Origin of the sequence: Pseudomonas sp. S30, from assembly GCF_016518545.1 — a bacterium.
Lineage (GTDB): Bacteria > Pseudomonadota > Gammaproteobacteria > Pseudomonadales > Pseudomonadaceae > Aquipseudomonas.
Map to the genome: position 1 here is coordinate 1 of NZ_JACVTO010000011.1, position 23,918 is coordinate 23,918.

A 23,918-nucleotide genomic window follows, 5' to 3' on the forward strand; every position below is an offset into this window, starting at 1 on the left:
AACTGGTCCTGGCCCGCGGGCGTCTGATGCAGTCCCTGCCGGCTGGGGGGGCCATGGCCGCTGTTCGAGCCGACCACCAGGTCGTTGAAGCGGCCATCGCCGGGTTCGATGGTGCGGTATCGATCGCGGCCTTCAACAGCCCGCTGCAAACGGTGATCTCCGGCGATGCCAATTCAGTAGCGCACTGCTGTGAAATACTTGCAGCGCTACAAGTCAGAACCGTGCAGTTGAGTGTTTCACACGCCTTTCATAGCGCACGCCTTGATCCGATTCTCGATGACTTCGAGCAAGTCGCGGCCGAAGTCACTTATCACTCGCCGAAAATTCCTCTCATCAGCAACCTGAGTTCCGAAGCGGCCACTCCCGAAATGCTGTGTGCTCGTTATTGGCGGGATCACGCCCGTCAACCTGTGTCGTTCGCACGCAGTCTTGAAACGTTAGCATCACTGAACTGCTCAGTATGGCTGGAAGCTGGACCGCACCCAGTGCTCATGGAGTTGGCAGCCACACAAATGCCGGACAATGTGCGGGCAATGGCGATGCTGAACCGCCGCCGCGATGACTGGACGCAGACGCTGGAAGCCCTTGGAGCAATCTACAGTCAAGGTTATACACCGGATTGGAAAGCTTTCCATCCCGCTCATGCCAGCCAGCAAATTGAGTTGCCCAGCTATGCCTGGGACAAAAAGTACTTCAACTATCGAAACACATCATCGACGGGCTCAGTGAAAGCGGTTCAACACCAACCATCCACCTCAGAAGCGGAACTCGGCGACCTGACGTATCAAATTGAGTGGATCGTCCAGGACAGGCTCATAACCGACGCCTCCTCCCAAACCGACAAGTCTCAGCCACACTGGGCGATTTTCCTGGAGGACGGCCCCTTGAGCGAAGCCGTTCTTGGCAAAATCAGGGCCTTAGACCCCAGCCCTCTCTTACTGGTGCGTCACGATTCGCCCCTCAACCAAGAGCTCCAAGCCCTGCGCCTCGATACGGGCGATACGACGAAGTCCCAGGCCAAACTGAGAAGTCGGATCACCCAGGACGGCAGAGCCATCAGTGGCGTCATCTACCTGTGGAACAACAACCTCTCTTGCGATCAAGCCAGCCATGATGTAATCGGGCAGACCGACAATCGGACACGAGATGCATTGTTCGCCATGCAACTGATGCTCCGCTTGCAGACCACTCTGCCCCATGGATTCAACATGGTTACCGGAGGGGCAATAGCGATGAATCCAGTCATCAACACCGAGCCCGGTATGGCAGAACTTACGCAGGCACCGCTTGCAGGCCTGATGAAAACGCTGAGCCACGAGGCGCCCGGTCTACGTCCACGGCTTATCGACTTGCCATTGCATCAGGACAGAAAAACAACACAGATCAATGAGGACGCGCAGGTCCTAGTCGATGAAATCGCCTTCGGTGGCTCGAGCGAATTTCAGATCGCATTCAGGGACCACAAGCGCCATGTCGCTCGCCTGAGCCGAAAACCGCTCAAGCAAGGCAGAGGCATAGAAATTGCGTCCGACGCTGCCTACCTTATTACAGGTGGGCTGGGGGAGATCGGCCTGAAGCTGTGCGAATGGCTGGTGGCCCATGGGGCCAGACATCTGGCGCTAGTAAATCGATCCGGCGCCACGACGGCTCAGCAACACTCAACCCTCGCACACCTGAGAAGCCTTGGTGCGAAACTGACAATTCATCACGCCGATATCCGGGTTGAAGATGAGGTGCTGCAGCTTGTTGAAACCGTCTCGCAAGGCATTCACCCGCTGAAGGGGGTCTTCCATTGCGCAGGAACGTCGGGCGCCATGACGAAACTCAATGACCTGCACTGGTCAGATCTAAAGCGCACGATGGGCGCCAAGGTCGACGCCACCTGGTCGCTTTACGAGACATCAAAAGCATTGGAGCTGGATTTCTTCATCTCCTTCTCCTCCATCTCGGCCGTCTGGGGCGCATCGGGACTTGGCGCATATGCGGCTGCAAATGCCTTCCTCGATGCCTTCGGCAGTTTTACACGCAATCAAGCAGTACCTGCCACCGCAGTGAACTGGGGGCCTTGGGATCGAACAGGCATGGCCAACGCACCAGAGCTGATTGCATCCCTAGAGACATCCGGGATCAAAACGCTTGATCCTGATGTTTGCCTAAATATGCTAGGAACACTGTTAGCTAGCGGAAGCCGCCCGATTACCGTGACCGATACATCTTGGGCACAATTCAGAAAAGTCGCCGACGTCCTTGGCATGGGCCGGATGTTCAACAGTATTCAATCTGCTGTCCCGGCCACCATCGGCACACCGACAATCGCCAGCAGTACGCCCAAGGGTCCTGAAGTGACAGGCCTCGCCCCGTCAGATATCGAACAGTATCTCAACAACGAAGTAGGAGATTTACTCGGCCTGCCTGATCGCAACGCCATCAATCGACGCACCGGCTTCTTTGATCTGGGCATGGACTCCGTCCTGGCTGCCGAGTTGCTGGCCAGGATCAAGAACTCGTTCAACATCGACCTGCCATCAACGGCCATCTTCGAGAACCCAACCATTCAAGCATTAAGTGAATGTATCGCTTCTCGCTCACCAGTGACTGCGCAACAGCAATCGAGTACTTTCGTCGAGCCAATTACCAATCGCACTGATCAGAAGCCGCGTTACCTGAGAACTGACATAGAGCAAATGTCGGAACAGGAAGCGCTGGAATTGTTGCAGGCAACCCTGCGCAGCTGTAATTAACCTCCATCCCTGAAGTCCTCTTGGAGCCGCACTAGCGCAATAGTGCTCCAGGAGGAATTCTAACGCCTGAACAATCAGTCAAAAACTACTTAATCAGAATCGCAGTGCTGGACACTTCACGTCAGCCGCCAAAAGGTGATGCATGGAACTAACGCTCGGCGTTGGACGAAATTTTCTCTTGCTATGGGCAAGCCGACTCATGGCCATCTTCGCCTCGGCCATGACCGAATTTACATTTGCCGTCTGGATCTCCCAAAAAACAGGATCAACCTGCCAATACGCCACGCTCCTTTCACTAGCAATATTACCCGGGGTAATGATCACACCTTGGGCAGGAAAGCTGATTGATCGGGGAAGTCGAAAGAAACTAATGCTTCGTGCCGACCTGATATCACTGTTGGCAATGTGCACCTTGTTCGTTCTGCTTAACACCAACAGCTTGCAAGTTGAAATGCTCTACGTAATAAACTCGACGCTCTCAGTTTGCCAGGTTTTTCAACTCATTCCCGCTCACTCATCCATCAGCAAACTGGTACCCAAAGCAGAATGGGGCAGAGCCAACGGCCTTATGCAAATCGCTTTCGCCTTTTCGCGCCTAGTTGCCCCCTGGCTTTCAGGACTACTGCTAAGCCAGAATGGATTGAACGAAGTACTGATCCTGGTCTTGACCACGGCATCCGTCGGCATCTGCCTGACATTGGCAGTCTACATCCCGGCTACCACTTGGCAATCTGACTCCACAGCAGAAACAACCTCCGACGACAACTTGGCAAAAAAGAAAATCAATCCCTTTACCAATACACCCCCAGAGCTTCGCAGCCTCATGAACTACTCACTAATCGAAAGTTTCGTGATAGGTCTAGCCATCATGCTAGTCACACCACTAACCCTGACACTTTACCCTGTAGACATTCTCGGGAGGGTTTTATTTTTCTGTGCCCTCGGCATGGTGGCTGGTGCCGCATTATCAATTGCCTTTCCGCTTCCCAAAAAATTGCTACCCATCATCATAACTTCCGACCTATTGATTACTATAGCGCTTGTCATCGCCGGCCTATTCACAGAAACAGCCATACTGTATGCATGCGGCTTCTCCTTCATGTTTTTTTCGATCATCAGTGCCAACTGCAATATGACGATCTGGCAGCGAAAAATAGCTAGCGATATCCAAGGATCCATCTTTGCCACTCGCCAAGCACTTCTGGTCACATCTGCCGCCGTGGCTACTTTTCTAGGAGGCTACACTGCGGATGCCCTGTTTGAACCAGCCATGCGAGCCGATGGATATCTGGCATCGTCAGTAGGTGTATTGACGGGTGTAGGAAGGGGGCGAGGGCTCGGCCTTATGCTCATCGTGGCCGGCCTGCTATTTGCCTCATTCATTATATTATCGTACAGCAAGAGTGATTTCAGGAAAGTCGAAAACTCTGTTCCAGACGCCAACTAAAAGTACCTGCAGCACAACCATTATGCCTCATAACCTAAGTACACACTTCCCTATCGCAAATCCTATATCAGGAAAATATACATCATGACACTGCCCCGCCTAACAAGCGATAACTGGATAAAATATCACTCTAATACTGCCAAGGGATCGACCACTCTCTTCTGCTTCCCATACTCAGGCGCGGGTGCACTGGCCTACAAGAACTGGCAAGATAGTTTGCCAAGCAATATAGCACTTGCCGCTGTTCAGCTACCCGGAAGGGAGACTCGCTTCTCAGAGAGCTCATACGACGAGCTTCAGCCGCTTATAAATGACTTGGGCCAAGCTATCGTCCCTCATCTCACTCAGTCCTTTGCCTTTTTTGGTCATAGCTTTGGCTCCTTACTGGCATTCGAACTGACAGCCTGGCTCAAGAACAATAATCACCCAGTTCCAGACCGATTATTCATATCCTCCTTTCGAGCACCGCCTATACCTGCCCAAAAGCCGCACACTTACGACCTGCCGCGAAATGAACTTATAGAAAAGCTAAAGACCTACAACGGAACCGACAGTTCAATCTTAAAAAACGAGGAATTGATAGATATTTTTCTTCCCGCACTTAGGGCAGACCTTAAGATATGCGAGAATTACCATTCCAGACAGCCACCCGCACTTAAAATCCCAATAACAATCTATTTCGGCGAGCGCGACGAACACATCCCACCAGAGACACTAGACGGATGGGAGCTGTGCACTACACACCCGTTAGAATTTAAAAAATTTCGCGGGGATCATTTCTATTTAAACACAGAGGAACGCTACGAGCTGATAGACCACCTTGCAAAACAAATTGCAAGATAACATCACGCCACCCCTGAAGAAATCTCTACAGGGGCGGAAGAGCAAAATATCCACGCCCGCAACTTGACACCAATCGAGCTGCGGGCGTGCAGCGCTTTAGGCTCTGGCTCTCATAAATCTGAAAATCCTATTCCCGCCGACTACCCGATAACAGTCTAGCTCGCCCTAGGTTTGACACACATATCTACCAGCAAGAAAATGGCTCCGCCGGTAATCGCAATATCTGCCAAATTAAACACACCAGTATGGAGAGGCCCCACATTGAAAACCAGATAATCGACTACATGCCCATCCCGAAAAAACCTATCAATCAGATTCGACATTCCCCCCAATACAATAGCGTATAAAGGAATTGCACTTTTCAAGGCAATACCCCATCGCGACACAATCCAATAGACAGTCCAGCCAAGACAAACACAAGCACACACAACAAAAATCGCCTGCTTCAACAGGGCTGGCAATCCAGCCCCCAGACTTAGAAACGCTCCTGAATTCAGACTCAGCTCAAATGCTAGTCCCAACATCTCATTTCCGACTTTGTAGTAGCTCGAATTAAGATAGACAAGTGCGACAATCTTGATCCATTGATCAAGGGCAATGAAAGCAAGACCTGCAAATATAGTAAAAAACCGCCATTTTATCGTTCCCTGCACCACTTTTAACTCCTGTTTAAGAAAAATAATTTCGCATTCAAAAGAGCCGCAATACCAATCATGGGAAATGACTAGAAAACTGCGCAACCTAACACGTGAATTATACTCTAACTAGCCTCGCCAAGCTATCACAACATACTGAACAGGAGCGAAACCCCAGATCGTGTCCCAGGAAGTGGTGTAACTCATCATGGCGCTGGCCACTGAGTTTGCCGTTTAGTTGATCACGGCCGACAGCTTGGCCTGTGGATTATCGCTGACGGATTCAAAGGCCTCCAACTGCATATAGCGCCGTTGCAGGCACCATTCGTCGTTCTGCTCCAGCAGCATCGCCCCTACCAGCCTTGTGATCGCAGGATCGTTGGGGAAGATGCCCACGACGTCGGTGCGGCGCTTGATCTCTGCGTTGAGCCGCTCCAGTGGATTGGTGCTGTGCAGTTGCTGTCGATGCGCTTTGGGAAACGCCATGTGCGCCAGCACTTCGTCCTCGCACCCGTCCATGAGTGTTGCGATCTTGGGGTACTTTTCGCGCAATTGGTCTGCAACCAAGCGCCACTGTTGGTGGCATTCAGCGCGGCTATCCTGGGCGAAAACCGTACGCAGAAGCGCCGCTACCATGGTGCGCTGGCCCTTGCCGACATGGGCCATGGCGTTGCGCATGAAATGCACTCGGCAGCGCTGCCAGGTCGCGTTGAAGACCTTGGAAACCGCAGCCTTCAAACCTTCGTGAGCATCAGAGATGACCAACTTCACGCCACGCAGGCCGCGCCGCATAAGGCTTCGCAGGAAGTCCGTCCAGAACGGCTCGGCCTCCGACGGCCCAACCCGTATGCCCAAGACTTCGCGGCCACCATCAGTGTTAACGGCCACAGCAATTATTACGGCAACCGAGACGATGCGTCCGGCCTCCCGCACCTTGACGTAAGTGGCGTCGATCCACAGGTACGGCCAGTCGCCTTCCAAAGGGCGATCAAGGAAGGCGTGGACGCGTTCATCGATCTCGCCAGCCAGTCGTGACACCTGACTCTTGGAAATGCCGGTCATGCCCATGGCCTTGACCAGCTCGTCCACCGAACGCGTTGAAACGCCTTGGATATAGGCTTCCTGGATCACCGCCGCCATGGCCTTCTCGGCAGTACGACGAGGCTCAAGAAAGCCGGGGAAATAGCTGCCCTGACGCAGTTTCGGGATCTTGAGATCGACATCGCCAGCGCGGGTTTGCCAGAGGCGATCCCGGTAGCCGTTGCGGCTGTTGATCCGGTCAGGGCTTTTAACGTCGAAGCCGGCGCCGCACAGGCTTTCGACATCGAATTCCATCATGCGCTGGGCAGCGAACTGGATCATTTGCTTGAGCAGATCAGCGTCTGCCCCTTTCTCAACCAACTCGGTCAGTGCGATAGTGGGCTTGGTCATCGTGGTTTTCCTGGTGAGTGTTAGTGTGGTGTTTCGTAAATAACACTCATATTTTGGTCTAGGCTTTTCAGCATCAGAGATGCCCTGGAGCAACATATGAAAACTGGCCGACCTGCTGCCCCGATTGAACTGAGCGACGAAGAACACATCGAGCTGCTTCGTCGCTCTCGACAGCGTAAAGGGCCTGCTGAATCCCGCCTTCGCGCCGAAATCATCTTGGCATGTGCAGGTGGAGAGTCAGGTACCTCGATCGCCCACAGACTCGGCATTGGCGTGCACACGGTTTCACGTTGGCGAGTGCGATTCAGCCGGCTGCGGCTCGATGGTTTAAATGACGAACATCGTTCAGGCCGGCCCCGCAGCATCACCGATGAGCAAGTACAGGCCGTGGTTAATCAGGCACTGCAATCCAAACCCGAAGATACCAGCCACTGGAGCACTCGCTCGATGAGTCAGGCAACCGGGATCTCTCCAGCCAGCGTCATGCGAATATGGCATGCCTTCGGGCTCAAGCCTCACTTGGAGAAGACCTTCAAGCTTTCGACTGATCCTCTGTTCGTCGACAAGGTCCACGATATTGTCGGGCTCTATCTCAACCCGCCCGACAAGGCCCTTGTGCTTTGTATCGACGAGAAAAGCCAGATTCAGGCACTGAACCGTACCCAGCCAGGCTTGCCTCTCGTACCCGGCAAACCCGTCACTCGCACCCACGACTACAAGCGCCACGGAACCACATCGTTGTTCGCGGCGCTGGACATCGCTACGGGTGAAGTCATCGGAAGGTTGAAGCGTCGCCATAGAAGTGCGGAGTTTCTCGCTTTCCTCAAAGAGGTAGACGTCAACGTACCAGAGGACATGCCTGTTCATCTGGTAATGGACAGCTACGCGACACACAAGACCGACAAAGTGAAAGCGTGGTTGGCAGCGCATCCGCGCTACCAAGTGCATTTCACGCCGACTTCGGCATCCTGGTTGAATCTGGTGGAGCGCTTCTTTTCGAAGCTGAGCGAGAAGTGGATCAAGCGCCAGGCACATACCAGCGTAAAGGATCTGGAGGAGTCTATTGAGTACTACCTGTGCACTCACAACGCCAATCCTCAACCCTTTCGCTGGCATCGAAAGGCCGATGACATATTGGCGAGCGTCGGCCGTGCAGCCGAGGCGCTAGCCCGAAAAATATGAGTGTTACTTGCGAAACGCCACACTAGATGCACCTCACACGCTTGAGCGACGCTTTCTCAGAGCTGCATTGTGACTCGCAATGCCATGGTGCAGAAGTGGTCCTCTCACCCCGACCACTCATCGGCCAGATCCAAAGCAATCCATTCAGAGCCAACGCCCAAAGTATGAGCTAGAGTATGGGCTGAAGCCGACCAGACACAAAAAAGCCCTGAAAAATCAGGGCTTTAATGAGAATTTATGGCGGAAGCGTAGAGATTCGAACTCTAGGATAGTTGCCCATCGACGGTTTTCAAGACCGTTGCCTTAAACCACTCGGCCACGCTTCCAGCGCGTTCAGCGGCGGCAATCATACCGCAATGAAACAAGCTGTCAAACTCTCTATGTCGCGGGTTGCCAAGGCTCTGTTATGATCTTTGCATCCGAACGTTTCAATCCCATCGGTTCCACAGGAGTCTCGCCATGCGCGAACAGGATTACGCCGTACACCACGGCCAGCAGGTCGAGCAGCAGGAGATCAGCAAAGTCCTGCGCAACACGTACAGCCTGCTGGCACTCACCCTGGCCTTCAGCGGCATCATGGCCTTCGTTTCCCAGCAGATGCACGTCGGCTACCCGAACGTGTTCGTGGTGCTGATCGGCTTCTACGGGCTGTTCTTCCTCACCGCCAAGCTGCGCGATTCGGTATGGGGCCTGGTTTCCACCTTCGCCCTCACCGGCTTCATGGGCTTCATTCTCGGCCCTATCCTCAACCGCTATCTGGGCATGGCCGGTGGCGCCGAGGTGGTCAGCTCCGCCTTCGCCATGACCGCGCTGGTGTTCGGCGGCCTGTCCGCCTACGTGCTGATCACCCGTCGTGACATGAGCTTCCTGAGCGGCTTCATCACCGCCGGTTTCTTCGTGCTGCTGGGCGCCGTGGTGGCGAGCTTCTTCTTCCAGATCAGCGGTCTGCAGCTGGCGATCAGCGCTGGCTTCGTGTTGTTCTCCTCGGTCTGCATCCTGTTCCAGACCAGCGCCATCATCCATGGCGGCGAGCGTAACTACATCATGGCTACCATCAGTCTGTATGTCTCCATCTACAACTTGTTCATCAGCTTGTTGCAGATCTTCGGTATCGTCGGCCGTAGCGACTGATCCCGCTCTACCATCCGCTCTGGAAAAGCCCGCTTCGGCGGGCTTTTTCATACCCGTCCGGTTGTACCGCCGCCTTTGTTCACCAAGCCACTTGGCTGCCTCTACCCCTCCTGCCCTGCGCGCCGTAGAATGCGCTCCTTTTTTCTTCAGGGCAGTTTTCCATGAGCTCACATGAACACCAGCCAGGAGCCACGCCTGCGAACGAACTGGTTCTCGGTCTCGAGGACAGGGCACGGCTGACCATTGGCCTGCTGGCGGCGTTGCAGCACCTGCTGGCGATCATCGTGCCAATCGTCACGCCGGGCTTGCTGATTTGCCAGGCGCTGGGCGTGTCCGCCCGAGACACCAACCTGATCGTCTCCATGTCACTGGTGATCTCGGGAATCGCCACCTTCGTTCAGTGCAAGCGCTTTGGTCCGTTCGGCGCGGGACTGTTGATCGTGCAAGGCACCAGCTTCAATTTCGTCGGCCCTTTGATCGCCGGCGGGGCACTGATGGTCAAGCAGGGCACCCCGGTGGAGGGCGTGATGGCGGCGATCTTCGGCGTGGTCATCGCCGGCTCCTTCGTGGAGATGTTCGTCTCGCGTGTCCTGCCCTTCATCAAGCGGTTGATCACACCCCTGGTCACCGGCATCGTGGTACTGATGATCGGTCTGACCCTGATCAAGGTCGGCTTGATCAGCATGGGGGGCGGCTTCACGGCCATGGGCAATGGCACCTTCGCCAATGGCGAAAACCTGCTGTTGTCCGGCGTGGTACTGGCGATCATCGTCGTGCTGAACCGCCTCGCGGTGGTGTGGCTGCGCAGTTGCGCCATCGTCATCGCCCTGGCCGTCGGCTACGCGCTGGCGGCCTACCTCGGCCGCCTGGACTTCACCGGCATGCACCAGGCCGCGCTGTTCCAGGTGCCGGTGCCGCTGCACTTCGGCCTTGGCTTTTCCTGGGCGCTGTTCATCCCCATGCTGGTGATCTACCTGGTGACGTCGCTGGAGGCCATCGGTGATGTGACCGCCACCAGCAAGGTCTCGCGCCAGCCGGTCGAGGGTCCGATCTGGATGCAACGGATCAAGGGTGGCGTGCTGGTCAATGGCGCCAACTCGCTGCTGGCCGGGCTGTTCAACACCTTCCCCAGCTCGATCTTCGCCCAGAACAACGGGGTGATTCAGCTGACCGGCATCGCCAGCCGCCACATCGGCGTGTGGATCGCACTGATGCTGATCGTGCTGGGACTGTTCCCTGGCGTGGCAGGCGTCATCCAGGCCGTGCCGGAGCCGGTGCTGGGGGGCGCGGCCATGGTGATGTTCGGTGCGGTAGCCGCCTCCGGTATCAACATCCTGGCCAGTACTCGCCTGGACCGCCGAGCGCTGCTGATCATCGCGGTCTCCCTGGCCCTCGGGCTGGGCGTGGCACAGGTGCCGGAGTTTCTCGCGCACATGCCGGCGGCCCTGCGCAACGTACTGGAATCAGGCGTGGCCACTGGAGGCATCTGCGCGGTGGTGCTGAACTGGTTCCTGCCAGAGGTCCAGCCCCGCGCCTGAGTCGCGATATCTCGCTCGAAGCCCGCTCCGCCAAGTGCGGGCTTTTTGCTTTATCATGTCGGTAATTCACTATCTGAGCGTCTCATGAAATTCGCCATCGCGGTGTTCAGCCCGGCCCATGCGCCCTCCTCGCGCCGCGCGTTGCGCTTCGCCGAGGCCGTGCTGTCGGGTGGGCACGAAATCGTCCGACTGTTCTTCTACCAGGACGGCGTGCACAGCGCCTCGGCCAACGTCGTCGCGCCTCAGGACGAACTCGACGTGGCCGCGCAATGGCGCGACTTCATCGAACGGCGCCAGCTCGATGCCGTGGTGTGCATCGCCGCGGCACTGCGTCGTGGGGTACTCGACGACGCCGAGGCCAGCCGCTATCAGCGGCCTGCGGCCAACCTGCCCCCACCTTGGGAGCTGTCAGGCCTGGGGCAGCTTCACGAGGCCGCGCAATCGGCAGACCGCCTGGTCTGCTTCGGAGGCGACTGAAATGGCCAAATCCCTTTTGCTGATCAGCCGGCAGGCGCCCTGGGCGGGTACGTCTGCCCGCGAGGCACTCGACATCGCCCTGGCCGGTGGCGCCTTCGACCTTCCGCTGGGCATGCTCTTTCTCGACGACGGCGTGCTTCAACTGGCAGGTGACCAGCAACCTTCGGCAGTGCAGCAGAAAAACCTGGCCGCCAACCTGCAGGCGCTGCCCATGTTCGGGGTCGAGGCGCTGTTCGCCTGCGCGCGCAGCCTGAAGCAACGTGGCCTGGATGAACGCTCGCTGGCGCTGCCCGTAGAGATCCTCGACGATGCGGCCATCACGGCCCTGCTCGCTCGATTCGACCAAGTGTTGACACTGTGACGACCACCCTGCATGTCATCAGCCACTCCCCGTTCGGCGACGACCGCTTGAGCACTTGCCTGAGATTGCTTGGCACCCAGGACGCCGTGCTCTTGTGCGGCGATGCCACCTACGCGCTCATGCCGGGTAGCGAGCCCTGCCAGGCGCTCCTGGACGCGGGCGTCGAAGGACGGCTGTTCGCGCTCGATGAAGACCTCACTGCCCGCAGCCTGCCTCGGGAGCACGGCCAGCCGGTGGACTACCCAGGCTTCGTCGAGCTGTCGCTGCGCTTCGACAAGGTCAACACATGGTTATGAACGCGCTCACGGTCGCCCATCGCTCCATCGCCCTGGACAAGGACGGTTTCCTGCTGGACTTGCAGGACTGGTCCGCTGACGTCGCCAAGGCCCTGGCCATGCGGGAAGGCATGGACTTGACCCCGGACCACTGGGAAGTGCTCGAAGCGCTGCGCCAGTTCTACGCCGAATACCAGCTGTCACCGGCCACTCGCCCGCTGATCAAGTACACCGCGCTGAAACTCGGCCCCGACAAAGGCAACAGCCAGCACCTGAACCGCCTGTTCAAGGGCACTCCCGCGAAGCTGGCCGCCAAGCTGGCGGGCCTGCCCAAGCCGACCAACTGCATATGAACGAGCCCATGAGCGACCAGCCACGCCCTCTGACACTGCAAACGCCTGCCGAACACCCTTTCGCCGAATACGTGCGCATCCTTGGCAAGGGCAAGCGAGGCGCCCGCGGCCTCAACCGCGACGAGGCCCGTGCAGCCATGACCCTGCTGCTCGAAGGCAAGGTCGAAGACACGCAGCTTGGCGCTTTCCTGATGCTGCTGCGTCACAAGGAAGAGAGCCCGGAGGAGCTGGCCGGTTTTACCGAAGCCTTGCGCGCCCACCTGCACGCACCCGCCCTTTCGGTGGACCTGGACTGGCCCAGCTATGCCGGCAAGAAACGTCACCTGCCCTGGTATCTGCTGGCGGCCAAGTGCCTGGCCAGGCAGGGCGTACGCATCTTCATGCATGGTGGCGGCGCTCATACGGCGGGACGCCTGTATACCGAACAGTTACTCGGCCTGTTGGACATTCCGCTGTGCCGCGACTGGCAAGCGGTGGCCCGCAATCTCGACGCGCACAGCCTGGCCTTCTTCCCCCTGCACGACTGGGCACCGCAGTTGCAGCGCATGATCGACCTGCGCAATACACTGGGACTGCGCTCACCGATCCACTCGCTGGCTCGCGTACTCAATCCATTGGCCGCCCGCTGCGGCTTGCAGAGCATCTTTCATCCCGGTTACCAGGCCGTGCACCGCGAAGCGAGTCGTCTGCTGGGTGACTGCGCGCTGGTGGTCAAGGGCGATGGCGGCGAGATCGAGGTCAATCCGGATGTGCTCAGCCATCTGTATGGCACCCAGGACAGCCTGGCCTGGGATGAGGAATGGCCAGCCCTGAGCGCCCAGCGCCATGTCAAACCGGCTAGCCTGGAGCCTGAGCATCTTCTGGCCGTGTGGCGTGGAGACGCGCACGACAGCTATGGAGAACTGGCGGTAACGGCGACCATGGCCCTGGCGCTGCGCGGACTGGGTCAGGACCGTGAACAAGCCTTCGAAAACGCCCGGACCTACTGGAGCCTGCGCAATACATCGAACTGACCGATCAATAACAGGGGATCTTTGCGCTGGTCGTTCGAACGATATCCCATAGACTCCTCTCCAACAGCAAATGAGCTTGGCTAGGAGAGCGCTGACGTGGGCCTTTTGATCGATGGCCGCTGGCACGACCAGTGGTACGAAAACAGCAAGGACGGTGCGTTTCGCCGTGAAGATTCCCAGCGTCGCAACGCACTGCCCCTAGCGCAGGCGGGACGCTATCATCTGTACGTGTCCCTGGCCTGCCCATGGGCACACCGCACCCTGATCGTCCGAGCGCTCAAGGATTTGCAACCTCTGATCAGTGTGTCGGTGGTCAGCTGGTTCATGGGCGAACATGGCTGGACATTCGATACCACCCAAGGCTCGACCGGCGACGCCCTCGACGGCCTGGATTACCTCTACCAGCGCTATACCCGTGACGACCCTCACTATAGCGGCCGCGTCACCGTGCCGGTGCTGTGGGACACGCAGACCCAGCGCATCGTCAACAACGAATCGGCCGAGATCATCCGCCTGTTCAACAGCGATTTCGACGAGCTCACCGGCAACCGCCTTGACCTCTACCCGTCGGCTCTGCGCGGCATTATCGATGCCCTGAACGAGCGTATCTACCCTGCGGTGAACAACGGCGTCTATCGCGCAGGCTTCGCCACCTCGCAGCGAGCGTACGAGCAGGCGTTCGACGAGGTGTTCGCCGAGCTGGAGCATCTGGAATCTTTACTGGATCGTCAGCGCTACCTGGCGGGTGAATACCTGACCGAAGCGGACATTCGTCTGTTCACCACCTTGATACGCTTCGACGCGGTGTATCACGGCCACTTCAAGTGCAACCTGCGCCGGTTGGTCGACTACGCCAACCTCTCGAACTGGCTGCGCGAACTGTACCAATGGCCGGGGATCGCGCAGACCGTGGATATGCAGCATATCCAGAACCACTACTACCTCAGCCACAAGACCATCAACCCCAATGGCATCGTGCCCAAGGGGCCGCAGCAGGACTTCGACCGGCCCCATGATCGCGAGCGGCTGCCGGGCAAGGGCATCTTCCAGCGGTAACACCGTGGGGCCAGCTGACGACCCCAGCGGCTTCAGCCGTGCTGTGCGCCCTCGAACCAGGCGAGCTTGTCGCGCAGCGTAACCACTTCGCCGACAATGACCAGTGTCGGGGCATGCACGTCATGCCGGGCCACCAGATCGGGCAGGTCCGCCAGGGTGCCGGTGAACACGCGCTGATTACGGGTCGTTCCCTGCTGCACCAGGGCTGCCGGCGTGCTGGCGGCGCGACCATGACGGATCAGCTCGGCGCAGATGGCGGGCAAGCCCACCAGCCCCATGTAGAACACCACGGTTTGCGCGGGCGCGACCAGGTCGGACCAGGGCAGGTTACTGGTGCCGTCCTTCAAGTGGCCCGTGACGAAGCGCACGGACTGGGCGTGATCGCGGTGGGTCAGGGGAATGCCGGCGTAGGCCGAGCAGCCGCTGGCCGCCGTGATGCCTGGGACCACTTGGAAAGGGATGCCCTCGGCAGCCAGCTCCTCGATTTCCTCGCCACCGCGACCGAAGATGAACGGATCGCCACCCTTGAGTCGCAGCACCCGCTTGCCCTGACGCGCCAGGTCGACCAGCAGTCGGTTGATCTGCTCCTGCGGCACCGCGTGATCCGACCGGCGTTTGCCCACGTAGATGCGCTCGGCGTCGCGCCGGCACATGTCGATGATGGCCGGCGCCACCAGGCGGTCGTACAGCACCACGTCGGCCTGTTGCATCAGCCGCAGGGCACGGAAGGTCAGGAGGTCGGGGTCACCAGGACCTGCACCCACCAGGTAGACCTCCCCCCCTTGCTGAACCGGCGCACCGTCGACCATCGCCTGCAGCAGCCGCTCGGCCTCGGCGCCCTGCCCGGCCAGTTGGCGCTCGGCGATCGGTCCCTGGAAAACGGTTTCCCAGAATCCACGGCGCTGATTGACATCGGGGTACAGCGCCTTGACCTTGTCGCGAAAACGCGCGCCCAAGCCGGCCAGCTCACCGTAGGCGGCGGGTATCCAGGCCTCGAACTTGGCACGAATCAGGCGAGCCAGCACCGGCGCGTCGCCGCCGCTGGAGACGGCGATCACCAAGGGCGAGCGATCGACGATCGCCGGGAAGATCACGGTGCACAGCGCCGGCGCGTCCACCACGTTGACCGGCAGGCTGAGCGCCTGCGCATCCGCCGACACCTGGGCATTGAGGTGCGGGTCATCGGTCGCGGCGATCACCAGCCGGCAGCCGTCGAGATCGCCAGCCTGATAACCGCGAACCCGTACCTCGCCGTCTGCGCCCCTGGCCAAGGCGGCCAACTGACCGTCGACCTCGGGCGCGACCACGCGCAGCACCCCACCGGCATCAGCCAGCAGACGGGCTTTGCGCAGGGCAATCTCGCCGCCACCGACTACCAGTACCCGAGCGCCCTGCAACCGATGGAACAGTGGCAGGTATTTCATTTAGCGAATGACCTCGACGCCGCCCATGTAGGGCTTGAGGACCTCTGGCACACGAATCGAGCCGTCGGCCTGCTGGTAGTTCTCCAGCACCGCCACCAGCGCACGTCCCACCGCCAGGCCAGAGCCATTGAGGGTGTGGACCAGTTCCGGCTTGCCGGTTTCCGGGTTGCGCCAGCGTGCCTGCATGCGGCGCGCCTGGAAGTCGCCGCAGTTCGAGCAGGAGCTGATCTCGCGGTACTTGCCCTGGCTCGGCACCCAGACTTCCAGGTCGTAGGTCTTGACCGCACTGAAGCCCATATCGCCGGTGCACAGCGCCAGCACCCGGTACGGCAGTTCCAGCAGTTGCAGGACGCGTTCGGCGTTGGCGGTCAGCCCTTCCAGCGCCTCCATGGACTTGCCGGGCTCGACGATCTGCACCATCTCGACCTTGTCGAACTGGTGCTGACGGATCATGCCGCGAGTGTCGCGCCCCGATGCGCCGGCTTCACTGCGAAAGCACGGCGTATGGGCGACGAACTTGATCGGCAGCTGCTTGGCGTCGAGGATCTCTCCGGACACGATGTTGGTCAGCGACACTTCGGCGGTCGGGATCAGGTAGAAATCGGCCTCGCCTTCGCGGCTGATCTTGAACAGGTCCTCTTCGAACTTCGGCAACTGACCGGTGCCTTGCAGCGCCGGCGCCTGCACCAGGTAAGGCGTGTAGGCTTCTTCGTAGCCATGCTCGCTGGTATGCAGGTTGATCATGAACTGCGCCAGTGCACGGTGCAGGCGCGCCATCGGGCCGCGCAACAGGGCGAAACGCGCGCCGGAGAGCTTGGCTGCGGTCTCGAAGTCCAGGCCGCCGCTGAGTTCGCCGAGGGACACGTGGTCCTTGACCTCGAAATCGAATTCGCGCGCAGAGCCCCAGCGACGAACTTCGACGTTGCCGTCCTCGTCGGCACCGACCGGTACGCTGGCATCCGGCAAGTTGGGAATGGTCAGCACGATCGCGTCCAGTTCGGCCTGAATGACGTCCAGCTCGGTCTTGCCGGCGGCCAGCTCGTTGGCCATGCGCTCGACATCGGCCATCAGCGGCGCAATGTCCTCGCCCTTGGCCTTGGCCTGGCCGATGGACTTGGAGCGGGCGTTACGCTCGGCCTGCAACTGCTCGGTGCGGGTCTGCACCGACTTGCGGCGCTCTTCCAGTGATTCGATGCGCGCGACATCCAGGCTGAAGCCACGGGAGGCCAGGCGGTCCGCCACTTCCTGAAGTTGACCGCGTAACAGTTTGGCATCGAGCATATCGTTCTCTCGTTAGGTGTAAGTGTTGGTTCAGAATCGGGTAAGGGTAAGACCGGCCCAGGTGGCCAGCAGCCCACCCAGGACGCTGGCGGCAGCGTAGCCGAACGCCAGCGGCGCCTGCCCGCTTTCGAGCAGGCGTACGGTGTCCAGTGAAAAAGACGAAAAGGTGGTCAGGCCACCGACGAATCCGACGATCAGCCCCGAACGCACCTCGATCGGTACGCCCGGCCTGTTGAGGAACAGGCCGTAGAGCACGCCGATGATCAAGCAGCCCACCAGGTTGACCGCAAGGGTAGCGAGATAGAAGTGCCGTGGCCAGTGGGCATTGACCCAGTTGCCGGCTGCGAAGCGCAGCAAGGTCCCGACAATGCCAGCGACGCTCACCGAGGCGATCAGGCCAATCATGTTTTTCTCCGTTGTCGAGGGCTGCTGCGATCCAGCTCGGCCAGGTGCCGCAGCTTCTCGCCGATCTTCAACTCCAGGCCGCGTGGCACGGGCTGATAATAGGGTCGAGGTGCCAGCGCCTCGGGAAAGTAGTCTTCGCCAGCGGCATAGGCATCCGGCTCGTCGTGGGCATAACGATACTCGTCGCCATAGCCCAGCTGCTTCATCAGCTTGGTCGGGGCATTGCGCAGGTGCAGAGGCACCTCCAGCGAGCCATGCTCGGCCGCTTCGCGAAGCGCAGTCTTGAAGCCCATGTACACCGCGTTGCTTTTTGGCGCACAGGCCAGATAGGTGATGGCCTGTGCGACCGCCAGCTCGCCCTCGGGACTGCCCAGGCGCTCCTGCACGTCCCAGGCGGCCAGACACAGGCTCAGGGCACGCGGATCGGCGTTGCCGATGTCCTCGCTGGCCATGCGCACCACCCGCCGGGCGATGTACAACGGATCGCAGCCGCCGTCGAGCATCCGGGCGAACCAGTAGAGCGCGCCATCCGGGTTCGACCCGCGTACCGATTTGTGCAACGCCGAGATCTGGTCGTAGAAGGCTTCGCCACCTTTGTCGAAGCGGCGGCGAGTGTCGCCGAGCAGGCTTTGCAGCATCTGCACGTCGATGTCGCTACCGTCCTCGGCCAGATCCGAGGCATTTTCCAGAAAATTGAGCATGCGCCGACCATCGCCGTCGGCTGCGGCCATGAGCATGGCGAACGCCTCGTCACCGACGCGCAAATGGCGCTTGCCCAGCCCCCGCTCCTCGCTCAGGGCACGGTCGACCAACTTGCGCAGGGCCGCCTCGTCCAGGCTCTTGAGCACATAGACACGGGCCCGCGAGAGCAGTGCGTTGTTCAGCTCGAAAGAGGGGTTTTCGGTCGTCGCACCGATGAAGAGCAGGGTGCCATCTTCCACATAGGGCAGAAACGCATCCTGCTGGGACTTGTTGAAGCGATGCACTTCATCGACGAACAGGATGGTGCGCCGGCCGTACTGCCCCGCCTGCTGCTTGGCCACCTCGACCGCCTGACGAATCTCCTTGACCCCTGCCAGCACCGCCGAGACGGTCTCGAAGTGGGCGTCGCAGAACTGCGCCAGCAGCCGCGCCAGGGTGGTCTTGCCAACACCCGGCGGACCCCAGAAGATCATCGAGTGCAGCGCACCCTGCTCCAGCGCCTCGCGCAAGGGCTTGCCGCGGGCCAGCAGATGCTCCTGACCCACGTACTCATCCAGATTGGACGGACGCAGGCGTGCGGCCAGGGGCTGGGCGACAGGCTCGCTTCTGAACAGGTCCATGATGCCTCGCGTTACTCCTGGATGACGTCGGCGCCTTCCGGGATCTTGAACTGGAACGTGCTGGCCGCGACGTTCTGGTTGGCCTTGACCCCGTTGAACAGGATGTTGGTGCGCTGACCGACGCTGTCGACCAGTTGCATGTCATTGATCAGCCCCTTGCGGAAGGAAATGCGCAGGGAGTCGAACAGGGTGTCCTTGGTCTTGGGCTTGAGCGTGAAGTCCATGACCTCGCCCTGCTCCTTGGACACGATGTCGAAGCTCTGGCTGATCTTGGATACATCACCCGACAGCAGCAGAGCAGGTGTCTGGCTCAGGCGAACGTCGAGCTTCTTCACGGTGGCCTGCTCTAGGTCCGGATCCCACAGGGTGACCTTCTGGCCGTCGGACACCACGACCTGCTCCTGGGGCGCGTCGGTGTGCCAGTAGAACAGCCCCGGACGCTTGACCGTCATCTTGCCAGAGGTCTCCTGCAGGCTGGTCCCGCCGGCATCCAGGGTCAGCTGGGAGAAATTGGCCTCGATGGTCTGGGACTTTTCCAGCAGTTGAGTCAGGCGCTGCACGTCTTGCTCACCGGCATAGGCAGCGACCGAACCCAGGGTCAGGGTGGAAATCAACAGCATGCGAATCGCGCGCATGGGAATCCTCATCGAACAGTGAATGGGCCGGGCAACTCGATCGATGCCCGACACGGTAATCGTCAATCGCGCGGGCCGCCCGGGGCTATCACTTCCCGCGAGCCGTTGCTGTTCATCGGCGTGACCACGCCGGCCATTTCCATCGACTCGATCATGCGCGCAGCGCGGTTGTAACCGATCTTCAGCTTGCGCTGCACGGCCGAGATCGAGGCCCGACGGCTTTCCAGCACGAACTGCACGGCCTCGTCGTACAGCGCATCGGTTTCCGCATCGTCCCCGTCGCCACCCCCACCGCCGCCGCCATCGAAACCGCTCCCGGCCTCCTCGACGCCGTTGAGGATGTCGTCGTTGTAGTCTGGCGCGCCGCGCAGCTTCCAGGCCTCGACCACGCGGTGGACCTCTTCGTCGGACACGAACGCTCCGTGCACGCGGATCGGCAGGCTGGTGCCCGGCGGCATGTAGAGCATGTCGCCGTGACCGAGCAATTGCTCGGCGCCGCCCTGGTCGATGATGGTCCGCGAGTCGATCTTGCTCGACACCTGGAAGGCCATGCGCGTGGGGATGTTGGCCTTGATCAGACCGGTGATCACGTCGACCGACGGACGCTGGGTGGCGAGGATCAGGTGGATACCGGCTGCCCGCGCTTTCTGGGCGATACGGGCGATGAGCTCCTCGACCTTCTTGCCGACGATCATCATCATGTCGGCGAATTCGTCGACCACCACCACGATGGTCGGCAGGGTCTTCAACACCGGCGCCTCGTCTTCCATGCTCTCGCGGCGGTACAGCGGGTCGTGAATGACCTCGCCAGCCTCCTCGGCGTCCTTGATCTTGCGATTGAAGCCTGCCAGGTTGCGCACACCCATGGCCGCCATGAGCTTGTAGCGACGCTCCATCTCGGCGACGCTCCAGCGCAGGGCATTGGCTGCGTCCTTCATGTCGGTGACCACCGGACACAGCAGGTGCGGGATGCCTTCGTAGATCGACAGCTCGAGCATCTTCGGGTCGATCATGATCAGTCGTGCGTCTTCAGGGCCGGACTTGAACAGGATCGACAGGATCATGGCGTTGACGCCGACGGATTTACCCGAGCCCGTAGTACCTGCCACCAGCAGGTGCGGCATCTTGGCCAGGTCGGTGATCACCGGCTTGCCACCGATGTCGTGCCCCAGGGCCAGCGTGACCGGCGACTTCTGTTCGTCGTACTGGGGCGTCGACAGCACCTCGGAGAACCGCACCATCTGCCGGTTCTCATTGGGGATCTCGATGCCGACGGTGGTCTTGCCAGGGATCACTTCCACTACCCGTACGCTGGTCACCGCCAGCGAACGCGCCAGGTCCTTGGCCAGGTTGGCGATGCGGCTGACCTTCACGCCTGCGGCCGGCTGGATTTCGTAGCGGGTGATGACCGGACCGGGATGGATCGAGTCCACCGAAACCTCGACGCCAAACTCCTTGAGCTTGATCTCCAGCAGGTGACCGACGCCGGCCAGCGACTCCGGCGAATACTCGATCTTCTTCTGCTCGGCCGGATCGAGAATCGAGATCGACGGCAGTGTCCCTTCCACGGCGCTGTCGACGAACAGCGGCGCTTGCTTCTCCTTCATCACCCGCTTGCTAGGCTCGGGCGCCTTGACCGGCGCCGGCAGGTTGATCACGGGCGCCGGCTGCTGCTCGCGCTGGGCCACATGCTTGCTCAGCGAATCGTCGCGCTCGATGATCCGCTCGCGTGCCTTGACCTGCTCGCGCTTGTCCACCACCACCGGGGCGACCACTTCCTGCACTTGCTCATCGACCTCGCGCAACTGCGCCACCAGGCGCTTGCGCTCATTGCGCGCCGCCCACCAACGCGACGCCGCGCCCTGAACCAGCTCGAACAGGTCCAGGGTGATCTTGCCGGTGAGATCCATCACCTTGAACCAGGACAAGTCGGTGAACACGGTCAGGCCGAACAGGAACAGGGCGATGAACATCAGGGTGCTGCCCTGCACGTTCAGCAGGTTGCGGGCCAGGTCGCCAAGGCTTTCGCCCAGGGCACCGCCCGCCGAGAACGGCACGCTCGCCGGCGGGTGGAAATGGATATGCGCCAGCGCCGCACCGGAGAGCACCAGAAACACCAGGCCTATCAGGCGCCAGGAGAACAGCCAGCCGCTCCACTGCCACGGCTGGTGGCGCTCGCGGAAGATCTGCCAGGTCTTGATGGCCAGCAGTAGCGGGAATATGTAGGCGAAGTAACCCAGCACCATGAACAGAATATCGGCGAAGAACGCCCCGGCCCGACCGGCCGCATTCTGCACCTGGTCCACGTTGCTGGTGTGGGTGAAGCTCGGATCCGACGTGTCGTAGGTCAGCAATGCCATCCACAGGTAAAGGCACAGGGCACCGACAGCGATCAGCGCGCCTTCCTTGAGTCGATAGTGCAACTGCTGGCGCCATAGCGGCACGGGCAAGGGGGTCGGGGTTGCGGTGGATTTCTTCAAAACGCGTCTATTCCTGCGCTGCTGCGCTTTAAACGGTGACCGGGCCGGTGACTGGCCGACGAACCACCATTCTTAACATTACCGCCCGCCTGCCGCCATGGCGGCATACGGCATGGCGCCTGAACGGAGGGCCGATTTTCATCCGTGCAATTTGAGCATGCATTTTGTTCTGTGACAAAGGCTTATGCTGTATTTTTGCACAGGTATGACCGCAAAGGTCGGCGATGGTGCCCACCGCCTGCTCACCAACCGCAGCCAGGCCATGTTCCTGGCCCCGTGCCTGGCCCGCGACTCGCTCGACGCCCCACGCATTGACCGCGACGCGATCAGACGCCATCCTCCGCACTCCCCTCCCCTACCGCCGAATCACCATGCTCACCTGGCTGAACCGCGACTCGCTGAACTTCCCGCCCCTGGCAAGAGCCCTGCATGAGCCCAACGGCCTGTTGGCCGCTGGCGGTGACCTGAGCCCCGAGCGCCTGATACAGGCCTATCGCCATGGCTGCTTCCCCTGGTACCAGGAGGGTCAACCGATTCTGTGGTGGTCGCCCGATCCTCGCACCGTACTGTTCCCCGACGAACTGCACGTGTCCCGTTCACTGGCCAAGGTCATCCGCCAAGGTCGCTACCAGGTCAGCTTCGACACTGACTTCGCCGCAGTGATAGCGGCCTGCGCAGCACCACGCGACTACGCCGACGGCACCTGGATCACCGACAACATGCAGGCCGCCTACCTGCAATTGCACCAGCGTGGCACCGCCCACTCGGTAGAAGTGCGCCAGGACGGTGAGTTGGTGGGCGGCCTGTACGGCCTGGCCATGGGCCAGCTGTTCTTCGGCGAGTCCATGTTCAGTCGCGCGGACAACGCTTCCAAGGTGGGATTCGCGACGCTGGTCGAGCACCTGCGCGAATCCGGCTTCGCCCTGATCGACTGCCAGATGCCGACCGACCACTTGCACAGCCTGGGCGCAAGGGCCATCAGCCGCGCCGAGTTCTGCACCTACCTGTCCCGCCACCTCGACCAACCTTGCAACGTGATCTGGGCGCGCTAGGCGAGTTTCCCCCAGCTGGCTTACACTTCAAGCAACGTCTTGCCCAGGGGGCGACCATGACAGAGCTGGCACGCTTGAAGTTCTATGCCACTCAACCCCATTCCTGCAGCTATCTGCCCGAGGAGCAGGCGACGACCCTGTTCCTCGACCCCAGCCAGCCGATGGACGTGCATGTGTATGCCGATCTCTCCGAAATGGGTTTTCGTCGCAGCGGCGACCACCTTTATCGCCCCCACTGCCAGAACTGCTCGGCGTGTGTCCCTGCGCGCATTCCAGCCGCTCGCTTCTCACCCAACCGCCAGCAGCGACGCATCCTGAAGCGCAACGAAGACCTGAACGTCACTGCGGTGCGGCCATCCTCCAGCGAGGAATACTTCGACCTGTACCGTCGGTACATCGAGGCGCGTCATGCCGATGGCGACATGTACCCACCGAGCCGCGACCAGTTCTCCACCTTTCTGGTCCGGGATCTGCCCTTCAGCTGGTTCTACGAATTCCGGCTGCAGGATAGGTTGCTGGCCGTGGCCGTCTGCGACTTGCTGCCCAATGGGTTGTCGGCGGTGTACACCTTCTACGAGCCCAATGAAGAACGTCGCAGCCTCGGACGCTTCGCCATTCTCTGGCAAGTCGGCGAAACTCTTCGGCAGGGCCTGGAAGCGGTCTACCTGGGCTATTGGATAAAGAATTGCCAGAAGATGAACTACAAGACCCAGTATCGCCCGATCGAGCTGCTGATCAACCAGCGCTGGGTCGGCCTGAACTGAAAGCATTGGCTTGAAAGACATTTTTCGGGCATAATCCACGCCACTTTTTTTGCCCGGTGCAGTTGCGCGTCG

22 protein-coding genes and 1 tRNA gene are annotated in these 23,918 nt (G+C 59.9%); 14 read left to right on the forward strand and 9 right to left on the reverse strand.

Going from position 1 to position 23,918, the window contains the following annotated elements; genetic code table 11:
- The 3 genes from IAE34_RS13690 to IAE34_RS13700 form a co-directional block, all read left to right on the forward strand.
- Window positions 1-2,741 (forward strand): SDR family NAD(P)-dependent oxidoreductase (locus tag IAE34_RS13690; RefSeq protein ID WP_200139501.1); only part of this gene is annotated, 2,741 nt, incomplete at its 5' end.
- A 142-nt stretch (window positions 2,742-2,883) separates the two neighbouring features.
- Entirely contained in the window at window positions 2,884-4,188 is a 1,305-nt protein-coding gene (locus IAE34_RS13695; protein ID WP_200139502.1) for an MFS transporter, read from the forward strand.
- A gap of 84 nt (window positions 4,189-4,272) precedes the next feature.
- Window positions 4,273-5,031: a thioesterase II family protein gene (locus IAE34_RS13700; RefSeq protein WP_200139503.1), complete on the forward strand. Its 759-nt coding sequence runs from the start codon at window positions 4,273-4,275 to the stop codon at window positions 5,029-5,031.
- 155 nt (window positions 5,032-5,186) lie between these two features.
- Here the strand turns inward: IAE34_RS13700 and IAE34_RS13705 are convergent, their stop codons facing one another.
- Together IAE34_RS13705 and IAE34_RS13710 are read right to left on the reverse strand one after the other, a co-directional pair.
- Window positions 5,187-5,771, reverse strand: coding sequence for a signal peptidase II (locus tag IAE34_RS13705; protein ID WP_233631145.1), 585 nt, complete (start codon window positions 5,769-5,771; stop codon window positions 5,187-5,189).
- A gap of 129 nt (window positions 5,772-5,900) precedes the next feature.
- On the reverse strand, window positions 5,901-7,097 hold the full coding sequence (locus tag IAE34_RS13710; RefSeq protein WP_200139504.1) for an IS256 family transposase: 1,197 nt from the start codon (window positions 7,095-7,097) through the stop codon (window positions 5,901-5,903).
- 96 nt (window positions 7,098-7,193) lie between these two features.
- Between IAE34_RS13710 and IAE34_RS13715 the strand changes: the two genes are divergently transcribed.
- Window positions 7,194-8,279: an IS630 family transposase gene (locus IAE34_RS13715; RefSeq protein ID WP_200139505.1), complete on the forward strand. Its 1,086-nt coding sequence runs from the start codon at window positions 7,194-7,196 to the stop codon at window positions 8,277-8,279.
- A gap of 238 nt (window positions 8,280-8,517) precedes the next feature.
- Here IAE34_RS13715 and IAE34_RS13720 read toward each other — a convergent pair.
- Window positions 8,518-8,605: transfer RNA gene (locus IAE34_RS13720), tRNA-Ser, on the reverse strand.
- A 133-nt stretch (window positions 8,606-8,738) separates the two neighbouring features.
- Here IAE34_RS13720 and IAE34_RS13725 point away from each other — a divergent pair.
- The 8 genes from IAE34_RS13725 (at window position 8,739) to IAE34_RS13760 (ending at window position 14,483) form a co-directional block, all read left to right on the forward strand.
- Window positions 8,739-9,410, forward strand: a complete 672-nt coding sequence (locus tag IAE34_RS13725) for a Bax inhibitor-1/YccA family protein (RefSeq protein ID WP_200139506.1) — start codon at window positions 8,739-8,741, stop codon at window positions 9,408-9,410.
- 161 nt (window positions 9,411-9,571) lie between these two features.
- Window positions 9,572-10,948 carry a nucleobase:cation symporter-2 family protein gene (locus IAE34_RS13730; RefSeq protein ID WP_200139507.1) on the forward strand — a complete coding sequence of 459 codons (1,377 nt, stop codon included), beginning with the start codon at window positions 9,572-9,574 and terminating at the stop codon, window positions 10,946-10,948.
- Between the two features lie 84 nt (window positions 10,949-11,032).
- Window positions 11,033-11,425, forward strand: coding sequence for a sulfurtransferase complex subunit TusD (gene tusD, locus IAE34_RS13735; protein ID WP_200139508.1), 393 nt, complete (start codon window positions 11,033-11,035; stop codon window positions 11,423-11,425).
- A gap of 1 nt (window position 11,426) precedes the next feature.
- The gene (gene tusC / locus IAE34_RS13740; protein WP_200139509.1) at window positions 11,427-11,786 is read left to right on the forward strand and encodes a sulfurtransferase complex subunit TusC; all 360 of its coding nucleotides are present in this window, start codon (window positions 11,427-11,429) and stop codon (window positions 11,784-11,786) included.
- Entirely contained in the window at window positions 11,783-12,082 is a 300-nt protein-coding gene (tusB, locus tag IAE34_RS13745; RefSeq protein ID WP_200139510.1) for a sulfurtransferase complex subunit TusB, read from the forward strand. The genes tusC and tusB overlap by 4 nt, the downstream gene beginning before the upstream one ends.
- The gene (locus IAE34_RS13750) at window positions 12,079-12,414 is read left to right on the forward strand and encodes a TusE/DsrC/DsvC family sulfur relay protein (protein ID WP_200139511.1); all 336 of its coding nucleotides are present in this window, start codon (window positions 12,079-12,081) and stop codon (window positions 12,412-12,414) included. Before tusB ends, IAE34_RS13750 begins: the two co-directional genes overlap by 4 nt.
- An 8-nt stretch (window positions 12,415-12,422) precedes the next feature.
- Window positions 12,423-13,427 carry a glycosyl transferase family protein gene (locus IAE34_RS13755; RefSeq protein WP_442793245.1) on the forward strand — a complete coding sequence of 335 codons (1,005 nt, stop codon included), beginning with the start codon at window positions 12,423-12,425 and terminating at the stop codon, window positions 13,425-13,427.
- Window positions 13,428-13,523: 96 nt separating this feature from the next.
- On the forward strand, window positions 13,524-14,483 hold the full coding sequence (locus tag IAE34_RS13760) for a glutathione S-transferase family protein (RefSeq protein ID WP_200139513.1): 960 nt from the start codon (window positions 13,524-13,526) through the stop codon (window positions 14,481-14,483).
- A 32-nt stretch (window positions 14,484-14,515) separates the two neighbouring features.
- Here the strand turns inward: IAE34_RS13760 and cysG are convergent, their stop codons facing one another.
- The 6 genes from cysG to ftsK form a co-directional block, all read right to left on the reverse strand.
- A complete protein-coding gene (gene cysG, locus IAE34_RS13765; protein ID WP_200139514.1) occupies window positions 14,516-15,907 on the reverse strand; it encodes a siroheme synthase CysG in 1,392 nt (463 codons plus the stop codon).
- Window positions 15,908-17,188, reverse strand: coding sequence for a serine--tRNA ligase (gene serS, locus IAE34_RS13770; protein ID WP_200139515.1), 1,281 nt, complete (start codon window positions 17,186-17,188; stop codon window positions 15,908-15,910). It abuts the gene before it with no gap.
- Window positions 17,189-17,218: 30 nt separating this feature from the next.
- Complete coding sequence (gene crcB / locus IAE34_RS13775) at window positions 17,219-17,593, reverse strand: fluoride efflux transporter CrcB (RefSeq protein WP_200139516.1); 375 nt, start codon at window positions 17,591-17,593, stop codon at window positions 17,219-17,221.
- The gene (locus tag IAE34_RS13780) at window positions 17,590-18,915 is read right to left on the reverse strand and encodes a replication-associated recombination protein A (protein ID WP_200139517.1); all 1,326 of its coding nucleotides are present in this window, start codon (window positions 18,913-18,915) and stop codon (window positions 17,590-17,592) included. Before IAE34_RS13780 ends, crcB begins: the two co-directional genes overlap by 4 nt.
- Before the next feature lie 11 nt (window positions 18,916-18,926).
- Window positions 18,927-19,550 (reverse strand): outer membrane lipoprotein chaperone LolA, encoded by a 624-nt coding sequence (gene lolA, locus IAE34_RS13785; RefSeq protein WP_200139518.1) that lies wholly within the window; start codon window positions 19,548-19,550, stop codon window positions 18,927-18,929.
- Between the two features lie 62 nt (window positions 19,551-19,612).
- On the reverse strand, window positions 19,613-22,030 hold the full coding sequence (gene ftsK, locus IAE34_RS13790) for a DNA translocase FtsK (protein WP_200139519.1): 2,418 nt from the start codon (window positions 22,028-22,030) through the stop codon (window positions 19,613-19,615).
- A 371-nt stretch (window positions 22,031-22,401) separates the two neighbouring features.
- Between ftsK and aat the strand changes: the two genes are divergently transcribed.
- Window positions 22,402-23,082, forward strand: a complete 681-nt coding sequence (gene aat / locus IAE34_RS13795; protein ID WP_200139520.1) for a leucyl/phenylalanyl-tRNA--protein transferase — start codon at window positions 22,402-22,404, stop codon at window positions 23,080-23,082.
- Between the two features lie 56 nt (window positions 23,083-23,138).
- The gene (locus IAE34_RS13800) at window positions 23,139-23,846 is read left to right on the forward strand and encodes an arginyltransferase (RefSeq protein ID WP_200139521.1); all 708 of its coding nucleotides are present in this window, start codon (window positions 23,139-23,141) and stop codon (window positions 23,844-23,846) included.
- Window positions 23,847-23,918: the final 72 nt, after the last annotated feature.